The organism is Azohydromonas sp., assembly GCF_035325925.1.
GTDB lineage: Bacteria > Pseudomonadota > Gammaproteobacteria > Burkholderiales > Burkholderiaceae_C > Calidifontimicrobium.
In genome coordinates, this window is the sequence record NZ_DAOKZA010000001.1 from 207,162 (window position 1) to 218,275 (window position 11,114).

14 protein-coding genes are annotated in these 11,114 nt (G+C 70.3%); 9 read left to right on the forward strand and 5 right to left on the reverse strand.

Translation table 11 applies throughout. The features are described from left to right. Nucleotides 1–38 precede the first annotated feature (38 nt). From soxC to PKC53_RS00985, 8 genes are all read left to right on the forward strand, one after another. On the forward strand, nucleotides 39–1,391 hold the full coding sequence (gene soxC, locus PKC53_RS00950; protein ID WP_324425345.1) for a sulfite dehydrogenase: 1,353 nt from the start codon (nucleotides 39–41) through the stop codon (nucleotides 1,389–1,391). Next, nucleotides 1,375–2,439 carry a c-type cytochrome gene (locus PKC53_RS00955; protein ID WP_324425347.1) on the forward strand — a complete coding sequence of 355 codons (1,065 nt, stop codon included), beginning with the start codon at nucleotides 1,375–1,377 and terminating at the stop codon, nucleotides 2,437–2,439. Before soxC ends, PKC53_RS00955 begins: the two co-directional genes overlap by 17 nt. A 172-nt stretch (nucleotides 2,440–2,611) precedes the next feature. Then, nucleotides 2,612–3,088, forward strand: a complete 477-nt coding sequence (gene soxY, locus PKC53_RS00960; protein WP_324425349.1) for a thiosulfate oxidation carrier protein SoxY — start codon at nucleotides 2,612–2,614, stop codon at nucleotides 3,086–3,088. Between the two features lie 30 nt (nucleotides 3,089–3,118). Beyond that, the gene (gene soxZ / locus PKC53_RS00965) at nucleotides 3,119–3,430 is read left to right on the forward strand and encodes a thiosulfate oxidation carrier complex protein SoxZ (protein ID WP_324425351.1); all 312 of its coding nucleotides are present in this window, start codon (nucleotides 3,119–3,121) and stop codon (nucleotides 3,428–3,430) included. 173 nt (nucleotides 3,431–3,603) lie between these two features. Next, nucleotides 3,604–4,395: a sulfur oxidation c-type cytochrome SoxA gene (soxA, locus tag PKC53_RS00970; RefSeq protein WP_324425353.1), complete on the forward strand. Its 792-nt coding sequence runs from the start codon at nucleotides 3,604–3,606 to the stop codon at nucleotides 4,393–4,395. A gap of 25 nt (nucleotides 4,396–4,420) precedes the next feature. Next, a complete protein-coding gene (gene soxX, locus PKC53_RS00975; protein WP_324425355.1) occupies nucleotides 4,421–5,065 on the forward strand; it encodes a sulfur oxidation c-type cytochrome SoxX in 645 nt (214 codons plus the stop codon). Nucleotides 5,066–5,165: 100 nt separating this feature from the next. Then, a complete protein-coding gene (soxB, locus tag PKC53_RS00980; protein ID WP_324425387.1) occupies nucleotides 5,166–6,905 on the forward strand; it encodes a thiosulfohydrolase SoxB in 1,740 nt (579 codons plus the stop codon). A gap of 50 nt (nucleotides 6,906–6,955) precedes the next feature. After that, nucleotides 6,956–7,399, forward strand: a complete 444-nt coding sequence (locus PKC53_RS00985; protein ID WP_324425357.1) for a hypothetical protein — start codon at nucleotides 6,956–6,958, stop codon at nucleotides 7,397–7,399. A 52-nt stretch (nucleotides 7,400–7,451) separates the two neighbouring features. Here PKC53_RS00985 and PKC53_RS00990 read toward each other — a convergent pair whose 3' ends face one another. After that, nucleotides 7,452–7,880, reverse strand: a complete 429-nt coding sequence (locus PKC53_RS00990; RefSeq protein WP_324425359.1) for a DsrE family protein — start codon at nucleotides 7,878–7,880, stop codon at nucleotides 7,452–7,454. Between the two features lie 134 nt (nucleotides 7,881–8,014). On the opposite strand from PKC53_RS00990, the gene PKC53_RS00995 reads away from it, so the two are divergent. Further along, a complete protein-coding gene (locus tag PKC53_RS00995; RefSeq protein ID WP_324425361.1) occupies nucleotides 8,015–9,025 on the forward strand; it encodes an MBL fold metallo-hydrolase in 1,011 nt (336 codons plus the stop codon). A 13-nt stretch (nucleotides 9,026–9,038) separates the two neighbouring features. On the opposite strand, the gene PKC53_RS01000 is transcribed toward PKC53_RS00995, so the two are convergent. The 4 genes from PKC53_RS01000 to PKC53_RS01015 all read right to left on the reverse strand — a co-directional run. After that, nucleotides 9,039–9,362 (reverse strand): cytochrome c, encoded by a 324-nt coding sequence (locus PKC53_RS01000; protein WP_324425363.1) that lies wholly within the window; start codon nucleotides 9,360–9,362, stop codon nucleotides 9,039–9,041. A gap of 56 nt (nucleotides 9,363–9,418) precedes the next feature. After that, the gene (locus tag PKC53_RS01005; protein WP_324425365.1) at nucleotides 9,419–10,198 is read right to left on the reverse strand and encodes an HAD-IA family hydrolase; all 780 of its coding nucleotides are present in this window, start codon (nucleotides 10,196–10,198) and stop codon (nucleotides 9,419–9,421) included. A 138-nt stretch (nucleotides 10,199–10,336) separates the two neighbouring features. Continuing rightward, entirely contained in the window at nucleotides 10,337–10,876 is a 540-nt protein-coding gene (locus PKC53_RS01010) for a thioredoxin family protein (RefSeq protein WP_324425367.1), read from the reverse strand. A gap of 13 nt (nucleotides 10,877–10,889) precedes the next feature. Next, the coding region (locus PKC53_RS01015; RefSeq protein ID WP_324425369.1) for a class II fructose-bisphosphate aldolase at nucleotides 10,890–11,114 on the reverse strand (225 nt) is incomplete at its 5' end.

Below are 11,114 nucleotides of genomic sequence, written 5' to 3' on the forward strand. Positions count from 1 at the left end.
CGTTAATACGCATATACGGAAACACAACGAGACCATCCATGAGAGGTGCCCCCCCGATGCCCGGCCGCCTGCGCAAGGCGCCGGAGAACTTCGTCAGCCGCGACCTCAAGCTCGAGGTCGACCGGCACGGGCTCGACGCCGACCGTCGCGGCTTCCTGCGCCGCAGCTTCGCCGCCGCAGCCGCGTCGATGGCCGGCGCCGGCGCGGCGCTGGCGCAGCCCAGGGGCGAGGAGGCGATCCTCACGCTGCCCGAGCACACCACCGGGCTGGGGCAGCCGGTGGCCGCGCGCGGCTACGGCGTACCGTCGAAGTACGAGTCGGGCCTGCAGCGCCGCGAGAGCCCGGGACTGACGCGCGTGAGCCAGGCCAGCGTCTCGTTCTGCCCGCTGCAGGGGCTGTTCGGCATCATCACGCCCAGCGGGCTGCACTTCGAGCGCCACCACCAGGGCTGGTGGGACATCGACCCGACCAAGCACCGGCTGATGATCAACGGTCTGGTCAAGGCGCCGCTGGTGTTCACGGTCGACGAGATCATGCGGCTGTCGCCGGTGTCGCGCATCCACTTCATCGAGTGCGGCGCGAACACCGCGATGGAGTGGGGCAACGTCGCGGTGCCGACGGTGCAGTACACGCACGGCATGATCAGCTGCAGCGAGTTCACGGGCGTGCCGCTGCGCGACCTGCTCGACATGGCCGGCGCCGACTACAGGAAGGGGCGCTACGTGCTGGCCGAGGGCGCCGACGGCTCGTCGATGACGCGCACGATCCCGATGGAGCTCGTCGAGTCGGGCGAGGTGCTGGTGGCCTACGGCCAGAACGGCGAGATGCTGCGCCCCGAGAACGGCTACCCGCTGCGCCTGGTCGTGCCCGGCGTGCAGGGCGTGAGCTGGGTGAAGTACCTGCGCCGCATCGAGGTGGGCGACCAGCGCTGGGCGACCAAGGACGAGACGATGCACTACGTCGACCTGATGCCCGACGGGCTGCACCGCCAGTACTCTGGCATCCAGGAGTGCAAGTCGGTGATCACCAGCCCGTCGGGCGGGCAGATCCTGCTCGACAAGGGCTTCCACAACGTCACCGGGCTGGCCTGGTCGGGGCGCGGCCGGATCCAGCGCGTCGACGTGTCGGTCGACGGCGGGCGCAACTGGCGCACCGCGCGCATCGACGGCCCGGTGCACCACAAGGCGCTGACGCGCTTCAACATCGACTGGGTGTGGGACGGCAAGCCGGCGGTCCTGCAGTCTCGCGCGATCGACGACACCGGCTACGTGCAGCCGAACTACAAGCAGCTGCGTGCGGTGCGCGGCACGCGGTCGATCTATCACAACAACGCGATCCAGTCGTGGCTGGTGTCGGAGTCGGGCGAGGTGAGCAATGTCCAGGTTTCTTGAGGCGCTGCTGATCGGCGCGCTCGCCGCCGCGTGCGGCGCCGCGTGGGCGCAGAAGCTGCCGCCGGGGCTCGGGCGCGTGGCCACGCCCGACGAGGTCCGCGCCTGGGACATCGACGTGCGCCCCGACTTCACCGGCCTGCCCAAGGGGGCGGGCTCGGTCGACAAGGGCATGCAGGTGTGGGAGGGCAAGTGCGCCTCGTGCCACGGCGTGTTCGGCGAGTCGAACGAGGTGTTCTCGCCGATCGTCGGCGGCACCACCGCCGACGACATCAAGACCGGCCGCGTCAAGGGCCTCGTCGCCGGCGAGGGGCGCACGACGCTGATGAAGGTCAGCACGCTGTCGACGCTGTGGGACTACATCAACCGCGCGATGCCCTGGAACGCGCCGAAGAGCCTCACCGTCGAGGAGGTCTACGCGGTCACCGCGTACATCCTGCACCTGGGCGACATCGTGCCGGCCGACTTCGTGCTGTCGGACCGCAACGTGCGCGAGGTGCAGGCCCGCCTGCCCAACCGCGACGGCAAGACGACCCGGCACGGCCTGTGGCTGCCGGGCGACAAGCCCGACGTGCGCGCCGTCGCGTGCATGAAGGACTGCGCGGTCGACGAGGCCAAGGTGGCTTCGTACCTGCCCGACTTCGCGCGCGACGCCCACGGCAACCTGCTCGCGCAGAACCGCCCGGTGGGGCCGGTGCGCGGCATCGACACGACGCAGCCACCCGGCGTGCGCCCGGCGGCGAGCGCCGCGGTCGCGGCGGTGACCGGCGCCGCGGCGGGCGGGGGGGCGGCCGAGTCGTCGGCGCTCGAACTGGCGAAGGCGCAGGCGTGCACCGCGTGCCACGGCGTGAACAGCAAGATCGTCGGACCCGGCTTCAACGAGATCGCCGCCAAATACCAGGGGCGAAGCGATGCCGAGGCGTACCTGGCGCAGAAGATCCGCACCGGCGGCAGCGGCGTGTGGGGGGCGGTGCCGATGCCGGCGCAGGCGCAGCTCAGCGACGGCGAGGTACAGTCGCTCGCTCGCTGGATCGCCGGTGGCGCCAAGTGACGGGCGGCGCGCGCGTGTCCAGCCGGCCGGCACGCGTGGCAGGTGCACGGGCGCATGGGGGCGATCCCCAATGCCCCCTGCAGTACGGCCGGAGGACAATGTCGTACCGGTGCAGGGCCTTACGACCCCTCGCTGGTGCCGTGACGGATTTTTTCGCGAAGGGGTTCGATATATGAGCATGAATCGACGCAAGGCGCTGAAGACCACCGGTGGCTTCGGCGTACTCGGGATGTTCGTCGCGGCCGGCGTGATCACGCCGCAAGAGGCGCGTGCGCAGCAGGCCGAGTGGAACAAGGCGGCCTTCGAGGCCAAGGACGTCAACGGCACCGTCAAGGCGCTCGGCGGCGACGCCGCGGCGGCGTCCGACAAGGTCACCGTGACCGGCCCCGACATCGCCGAGAACGGCGCCGTCGTGCCGGTGGGCGCGACGACGACCCTGGCCAACGTGCAGATGATCGCGCTTCTGGTCGAGAAGAACCCGAACGCGCTGGCCGCGATGTTCAACCTCACCGCCGACTCGGAGCCGTTCGTCACCACGCGCGTGAAGATGGGGCAGAGCTCCGACGTCTACGCGCTGGTCAAGGCCGACGGCAAGTTCCACGTGGCCAAGAAAGAGATCAAGGTCACGCTCGGCGGCTGCGGCGGCTGATCGACGACGACGGATTCGAAGGAGAGACAGATGGGAAACCCGATGCGCATTCGTGCCACCGAGAGCGGTGGCGTCGTCGACGTCAAGGTGCTGATGAGCCACATCATGGAGACCGGCCAGCGCAAGGACTCGTCGGGCAACGTGATTCCGGCGCACTTCATCTCGAACGTCGTCGCCAAGCATGGTGACAAGGTCGTGATGTCGGCCCAGTGGGGGCCGGCGGTGTCGAAGGACCCGTTCCTGAACTTCAAGTTCAAGGGCGGCAAGAAGGGCGACAAGGTCACGGTCACCTGGAACGACAACAAGGGCGACTCGCGCACCGACGAAGCGACGGTGTCCTGAGTCGGCGACGTCGCCCCGGCACGGGCGCGACGTCATTGAAGGCCTCGGCGGGGATCCCCGAGGCCTTCGCCATTTGGGCGCGGCACGGGGTCGGCCCTATGGGGGCCGTCACCGATTGGCAGCCGGCCGCGGTGACTTTTCAATTCAATAGTCATTCATTTCTGGAGCGAGGCATGAAGGGACTGCTAGCCGCAGTGGCGATGGGCATCGGCGGCGCCGCGTGGGCGCAGGGGTCGGCCGTCGACGAGATCGAGCGCTACCGGCAGATGATCGCCGACGGCAATCCGGCCGAGCTGTACGAGATGCGCGGCGAGGAACTGTGGAAGCTCAAGGCCGGGCCGAAGAACGCCTCGCTCGAGAAGTGCGACCTCGGACTGGGCCCCGGCGTGACGAAGGGCGCCTACGCGCAGATGCCGCGCTACTTCGCCGACACCGACAAGGTGCAGGACGCCGAGTCGCGCATCCTGACCTGCATGCAGCAGCTGCAGGGCATCGACCCGAAGGAGGTCGTCAACGGGCGCTGGGGCCAGGGCAAGCGCGCCGACGTGGTCGCCATCGTCACCTGGCTGTCCGGCGAGTCCAAGGGCGTCAAGGTCAGCGTGCAGCCGCGCCACCCGAAGGAGAAGGAAGCCTTCGAGCTGGGCAAGAAGACCTTCTACTTCCAGGGCGGCCCGCACGACTTCTCGTGCGCCTCGTGCCACGGCGAGGACGGCAAGCGCATCCGCCTGCAGGACCTGCCGAACATCGCCAAGCCCGAGGGCGCGTCCAAGGGCTGGTCGTCGTGGCCCGCGTACCGCGTCAGCAGCGGCCAGATGTGGTCGATGCAGCACCGCCTCGAGGACTGCTACCGGCAGCAGCGTTTCCCCGAGCCGATCTACGCGTCGGACCTGACGATCGCGCTGTCGTACTTCATGGCCGCGCAGTCGAACGGCTACGCGATGGCGACCCCTGGCATCAAGCGCTGACCGAGCACGCAGGAGACACCGACCCATGAACCGCATCGCCACCCTCGCCGCCGTCGCCGTGCTCGCCGGCTGCGCCACCTCGTCGTCACCCGACTCCGCTGCGCTGCAGGCCAAGTTCGACGCGATGATCCAGGCCGACTTCAAGCCCAAGGGCATCGCCACGCTCGACCGCGTCAAGCAGGACGAGGCGCAGAAGCTGTGCTCGAACCCCGAAGCGTGGGCGGGCAAGTCCTACGAGGCCGCGCGCAAGCGCGTCGAGCAGATCAACCTCGCGGCGGTCAAGTGGCCCAGCGACGGCAAGTACCTCGGCGACTGGAAGCAGGGCGAACGCATCGCGCAGAGCGGGCGCGGCCTGACCTACACCGACAGCGCGAACACCGTCAACGGCGGCAACTGCTACAACTGCCACCAGATCGACAAGGCGGAGATCTCGCACGGCACGATCGGCCCGAGCCTGTGGAACTACGGCAAGCTGCGCGGTGTCAGCGACCCGAATGCGCCCGCCAGCCAGGAGATCGTCAAGTACACCTGGGGCAAGATCTGGAACGCCAAGGCGTACAACGCGTGCTCGAACATGCCGCGCGCCGGACACATGGGCATTCTCAACGAGGAGCAGATCCGGCACGTGATGGCGCTGCTGCTCGACCCGAAGTCGCCGGTGAACCAGTGACCTCGGCGGCCTGAAGCGCGCGCAAGCCGGGGGCCGCTGGACGCGGCCCCTTTTCGCGCCGAGAATATCCGTGATTGATTGAGTACAGAAGGAACGGATGATGTCACTGTCGCGTCGCGAATTCCTCAACGTGCTGGCGGCGGCGTCGGCGGCGGGCATGGCGCTCGATGCGCCGGATGCGCTGGCTGCCGGTCCCGACGCCGCGGGCCGGCTCTACGACCTGCCGCGCTTCGGCAACGTGCACCTGCTGCACTTCACCGACTGCCACGCGCAGCTGCGGCCGGTGTACTTCCGCGAGCCGAACGTCAACCTCGGCATCGGCGATGCGAACGGACGCATGCCGCACCTCGTGGGCGAACGCCTGCTCAAGCACGTGGGCATCCGGCCGGGCACCGTCGAGGCACACGCCTTCACGTACCTGGACTTCGAGCAGGCCGCGCGCAGCTACGGCAAGGTCGGCGGCTTCGCGCACCTGGCGACCCTCGTCAAGCGCATGCGTGCGACGCGTCCGGGTGCGATCCTGTGCGACGGCGGCGACACCTGGCAGGGCTCGGGCACCGCGCTGTGGACCGACGGCCAGGACATGGTCGACGCATGCGTGGCGCTGGGCGTCGACGTGATGACCGCGCACTGGGAGATGACGCTGGGCGCCGATCGGGTCCAGCAGATCGTCGAGAAGGACTTCAAGGGCAAGGTCGACTTCGTCGCGCAGAACGTGAAGACGACCGACTTCGGCGATGCGGTGTTCGCGCCGTACACGCTGCGCGAGATGAACGGCGTCAAGGTCGCCGTGATCGGCCAGGCCTTCCCGTACACGCCGATCGCCAACCCGCGCTACATGGTGCCCGACTGGACCTTCGGCATCCAGGACGAGCACATGCAGAAGATGGTCGACGAGGTGCGCGGCAAGGGCGCGCAGGTCGTCGTGGTGCTCAGCCACAACGGCATGGACGTCGACATCAAGATGGCGTCGCGGGTGCGCGGCATCGATGCGGTCCTCGGCGGCCACACGCACGACGGCATGCCGGCGCCGGTGATCGTCGACAACGCCGGCGGCAAGACGCTGGTGACCAACGCCGGCTCGAACACGAAGTTCCTCGGCGTGCTCGACTTCGACGTGCGCGGCGGCAGGATCCAGGGCTTCCAGTACCGGCTGCTGCCGGTGTTCGCGAACTTCCTGCCGGCCGACGCGCAGATGGACGCGCTGGTCAAGCGGATCCGCGCCCCGTACGAGGCCAAGCTGGGCGAGAGGCTCGCGCGCACCGAGGGCCTGCTGTACCGGCGCGGCAACTTCAACGGCACCTTCGACCAGCTGATCGTCGACGCGCTGATGGAGGTGCGCGGCGCCGACCTCGCGTTCTCGCCGGGCTTCCGCTGGGGCACCTCGCTGCTGCCGAACAGCGACATCCTGATGGAGCACGTGCTCGACCAGACCGCGACCACCTATTCGTACTCGACGCTCACCGAGATGCGCGGCGAGATGATCAAGACCGTGCTCGAGGACGTCGCCGACAACCTGTTCAACCCCGACCCGTACTACCAGCAGGGTGGTGACATGGTGCGCGTCGGCGGGCTGACCTACGCGATCGACCCGAACGCCGCGGCCGGCTCGCGCATCAGCGACATGCGCCTGAAGGGCCAGCCGATCGAGGCCGGCAAGACCTACAGGGTGGCGGGCTGGGCCCCGGTGGCCGAGGAAGCGAGGCAGACCTCGGGGGGGCGCATGGTGTGGGACGACGTGGCCGCCTGGCTGCGCGACAAGAAGGTCGTCACGCCGCGTCGGCTGAATACGCCGCGCATCATCGGCATGGACGGCAACCCGGGCATCGCCGCGTCGTGACTTCGCACCGCGCCGCCGGCCTCACGCGCCGCCGGGCGAGCGGCGCGCTCGTGGGTGCGCTCTGCGGCGCGTCGCTGGTGCCGGCGGTGCTGCGCGCACAGCCGCTGGACGGCACGCAGGACCTCGCGCACGACATCGGCGCCGCGGCGGCGCGCGGGCAGCCGCTGCTGCTGCTGGTGTCGCTGGACGGCTGCGTGTTCTGCGACATCGTGCGCCGCAGCTACCTGCTGCCGCTGCGTGCGCAAGGCGAGTTCACGCGCCAGATCGACCTGCGCGGGCGCTCGCTGCTGCGCGGGCCCACCGGCGCGTCGGTGCGCGAATCCGACCTGGCGCGCGCCTGGGGCGTTCGTGTCGCGCCGACGCTGCTGTTCCTCGGCCCCGGCGGCACCGAACTCGCGCCGCGCCTGGCCGGCTACAGCGAGGACTTCTACGGCGCCTACCTCGACGACGCGCTGGCGCAGGCGCGCACGCGCTTGCGCCTGGCGCGCGGGTGAGCCGCGCGCCCGCCTTCCAGCTGCGCGGCCGAGCCGCGCCCGAGGGCGGCCCTCAGGGCCGCAGGTAGACGTAACCGTCCTTCGCCTGCAACCTGGCCACCTCGGCGACGCCCGAGGGAACGACCTTGGCTTCCATCACCACCTTCGTCGGCTCGATCTTGCGGCTGACCAGCGTGTTGTTGCACACGCGGAACTCGACGCCGCGGCCGGCGAGTTCGCCGATCGCGCCGGCGAACGGCTGTTCGACCATGTTCTTCGCTCCCTCGAGCAGGAAGTCGATGCCGGGGCCGTGCGTGACCACCACGATCTTCGCGTTCGGGTCGGCGTTCAGGTGGTTGCGGATGTTGCCCACGGCGCGGCTGGCCTGCTGGATGCCTTCGTTGAGGTGGTACACGACCTTGATCGCGTCCTGCGCCCACGCCGAGCAGGTGCCGGCGGCGAGCAGCAAGGGCAACAGCAGGCGGGCGTGCAGGGTCTTCATGGCGGTCTCCGGTTCGAGGATGACGGCACTGCCGCCCGGGTCACCGACGACCCGGGCGGCGCCGCAGGAGCTTATCGTGCATCATTTGCGTCGATGATCACACAGTGTTTCTACCGTTCGCGACGGGGGCGTCGATGACCGCGGCGCCACGCTCGGCCGCGCAGAGCCCGTGCACGTGCGGTGCGTGGACGGCGCTGTGGGTGGCGGCGGTGCTGTGGTGGCTCGCCGCCGCCGCATCCCCGGCACTGGCGCAGCAAGCCGTGCTGCAGCCGCGCCAGGTCGGCGCGCACAGCTGGGCGGTGTTCGGCGAGGCCGGCATGGCCACCGCCGCGAACCAGGGCTTCAACTCGAACGCGGGCTTCGTGGTCACGCGCGACGGGGTCGTCGTGTTCGACACGCTGGGCACGCCGGCGCTGGGCGAGGCGCTGATCGCCGCGATCCGGCGCGTCACGGTGCAGCCGATCCGCCGCGTCGTCGTCAGCCACTACCACGCCGACCACTACTACGGCGCGCAGGCGTTCAAGGCCGTCGGCGCCGAGATCTGGGCGCACGAGGCGGCGCGCGGCGTGATCGCCAGCGACGAGGCGAAGGCGCGCCTGGCGCAGCGCCGGCAGGACCTGTTCCCGTGGGTCGACGATCGCACGCAGCCGGTTGACGCCGACCGCTGGCTGACGTTCGGCGAGCGCGGGGAGATCGCCTTCGAGCTCGGCGGCGTGCGCTTGCGCCTGCTCGACGTCAGCGGCGCGCACTCGCCTCAGGACATCATGATGCACGTCGAGGACGACGGCGTGCTGTTCGCCGGCGACCTGTACTTCACCGGGCGCATCCCGTACGTCGTCGGCGCGAACACGCGCGCGTGGCTGGCGGCGCTCGAGCGGGTGGCGTCGGTGGCGCCCCGCGTCGCGGTGCCGGGCCACGGCGAGGCGTCGCAACAGGTGCAGCGCGACCTGACGCTGACGCGCGACTACCTGCGCCACCTGCGCGAGGTGATGGGCCGCGCCGCCGAGGAAATGGCCGACTTCGACGAGGCGTTCGAGCGCGCCGACTGGTCGCGCTGGCAGGCGCTGCCCGCGTTCGGGCCGGGGCACCGGCTCAACGCGCGGTCGGTCTATCTCGAGATGGAGCGCGAGAGCCTGAACCGCTGAACGCCGCGGCGGCTCACTGCCTGAACTTGTACCACTGCTGGTTGACGAACGCGGCCACGTCGCGCTCATCCTCGGGGAACAGTTCGAGCCGCAGCTCGCTGTTGCACAGGCTGACGTAGCGCTTGAGGTCGAACACCGACTTCACCTTGCGGTCGTCGCGCAGGTAGATGAAACCCTCGTCGCGCCCGGTCTTCTCGGTGTGGCACGACGCACACTTCGCCTCGTAGTGGATCTTGCGGCCGTTGGCGAGGTCGGCGTCGGGGAAGGGGTTGGCGGCGGTGGGCAGGGCGGTGAAGCCCGCGAGCAGTCCGGCCGCCACGGTGAGCGAAACGCGCATGGTCCTCAGGTGCTTACAAGACAACGCCGCAAGCGTGCGGCGGCGTGCCGCCGATGTCAAGCCGAATCGACCCGGTCGAGCACAGCCGCCACGGGGGGGCGGCGCGGCAGCGCATGCCAGCGCCGCACATCGTCGAGCGTGACCGGCCGCGCCGCGCCGTCGGGGTGGTGGTCGAGGTCGGCGAGCCGCACGCTGGCGGCAGCGAAGTCGTCGGCCGCACTGCACGCGGTCGGCGTGACGATGCAGCGCAGCCCGGCCGTCGTCGCCGCGGTCGCGCCGTGGCCCGAGTCCTCGAACGCGATGGCCGCGTCGGCGTCGAGTCGCAGTCGCTCGAGCACCCAGCGGTAGACCGCCGCGTCGGGCTTCTTCGACGCGACGTCCCGGGCGGTACCCATCACCTCGAACCAGCCCGGTGCTTCGGCGCCGAGCGTGGCCTCGAGCAGGGCGATCACGTTGTCGCGCGTCGTCGTCGTCGCGATCGCGAGGCGCAGACCCTGATGCCGCGCCTCGCGGATCAGGCGCTCGACGCCGGGTCGCAGCCGCACCGCGCCGGCGGCGACGCGCTGCACGTAGTGGCGCGTCTTGCTCGCGTGCAGCCGCTGCAGCAGCGCGGCGAGTTCGTCGTCGGCCAGCGGCAGCGCGCGGTGCGCGCGCACGTAGTGCGCCATGCGCTCGACGCCGCCCGCGACCTGCAGCAGTGCGCCGTACAGCGCCGAGCCCCAGTGCCAGTCGAGGCCGTGCTCGGCGAACGCGGCGTTGAACGCGACGCGGTGACCGTCGTGTTCGGTGTCGGCCAGCGTGCCGTCGACGTCGAAGATCAGCGCCTCGAGCGGCATGCTCGTTCCCTTGGGCGCGCTCGCATGGGAGTCGGGAGCGACCGCGCCGCGTTCAAGCGGCCGCCGCGGACCCGGCTTCGCCGGTCCGCAGGCGGCGCCCCCTCGAGGGTGAAGCGCCGCAGGCGCTTCGGGGGTGGCTCAATCCCTCCACTTGATCGAGCAGCCGATGCAGTGGTGCTGTTCGGCCGGGCCGCGGCCCGTCTCGGCGACTGCCTTCATCGCATCGAACAGCTCGCGTGGCGTGCCCTCGGGCGCCGTGTCCTTGCGCGACGCGTCGAGCCGGCCGCGGTAGCGCAGCTGCAGTTGCGCGTCGAAGCCGAAGAAGTCGGGCGTGCACACGGCGCCGTAGGCGCGCGCGACCTGCTGCGTCTCGTCGTGCAGGTACGGGAACGGCAGCGCCAGCTCGACCATGCGCTCGTAGCTGTCCTCGGGGTAGGCCGTGGCGTCGTTGGCGTTGATGCCGATCACGTGCACGCCGATCGCCTTCAGGTCGCGCGCGTCGCGGACCAGCCTCGGCAGGATCGCCTTCACGTACGGGCAGTGGTTGCAGATGAACGCCACCACGGTGCCGCGCGGACCCGCGAGGTCGGCCAGCGTGTGCGTGTGCCCGTCGGTGCCGCGCAGCGCAAACGGCGGCGCGGCCCGGCCGAGGTCGGCGGCAGGAGCTTCGGCGGCCATGACGTCGCGCGCCTCAGCGGTAGCGGCGCACCATGTCGTCGAGCGCGACCGGCTTGATCCTCGCCGCCATCGCGGCGCAGCCGAAGGCCTCGAAGCGCGCCTTGCAGATGCCGCGCGCGGCCTTCGTCGCCGCGGCGAGCGCCTTGCGCGGGTCGAACTCGCCCGGCTGCTCGGCGAAGACCTGGCGCATCGCGCCGGTCATCGCCAGCCGGATGTCGGTGTCGATGTTGACCTTGCG

Bases quoted from the DNA above. Each gene is read 5' to 3' on its own strand.
- soxC (WP_324425345.1), top strand. From the start codon at position 39: ATGAGAGGTGCCCCCCCGATGCCCGGCCGCCTGCGCAAGGCGCCGGAG.
- PKC53_RS00955 (WP_324425347.1), top strand. From the start codon at position 1,375: ATGTCCAGGTTTCTTGAGGCGCTGCTGATCGGCGCGCTCGCCGCCGCG.
- soxY (WP_324425349.1), top strand. From the start codon at position 2,612: ATGAGCATGAATCGACGCAAGGCGCTGAAGACCACCGGTGGCTTCGGC.
- soxZ (WP_324425351.1), top strand. From the start codon at position 3,119: ATGGGAAACCCGATGCGCATTCGTGCCACCGAGAGCGGTGGCGTCGTC.
- soxA (WP_324425353.1), top strand. From the start codon at position 3,604: ATGAAGGGACTGCTAGCCGCAGTGGCGATGGGCATCGGCGGCGCCGCG.
- soxX (WP_324425355.1), top strand. From the start codon at position 4,421: ATGAACCGCATCGCCACCCTCGCCGCCGTCGCCGTGCTCGCCGGCTGC.
- soxB (WP_324425387.1), top strand. From the start codon at position 5,166: ATGTCACTGTCGCGTCGCGAATTCCTCAACGTGCTGGCGGCGGCGTCG.
- PKC53_RS00990 (WP_324425359.1), bottom strand. From the start codon at position 7,880: ATGAAGACCCTGCACGCCCGCCTGCTGTTGCCCTTGCTGCTCGCCGCC.
- PKC53_RS00995 (WP_324425361.1), top strand. From the start codon at position 8,015: ATGACCGCGGCGCCACGCTCGGCCGCGCAGAGCCCGTGCACGTGCGGT.
- PKC53_RS01000 (WP_324425363.1), bottom strand. From the start codon at position 9,362: ATGCGCGTTTCGCTCACCGTGGCGGCCGGACTGCTCGCGGGCTTCACC.
- PKC53_RS01005 (WP_324425365.1), bottom strand. From the start codon at position 10,198: ATGCCGCTCGAGGCGCTGATCTTCGACGTCGACGGCACGCTGGCCGAC.
- PKC53_RS01010 (WP_324425367.1), bottom strand. From the start codon at position 10,876: ATGGCCGCCGAAGCTCCTGCCGCCGACCTCGGCCGGGCCGCGCCGCCG.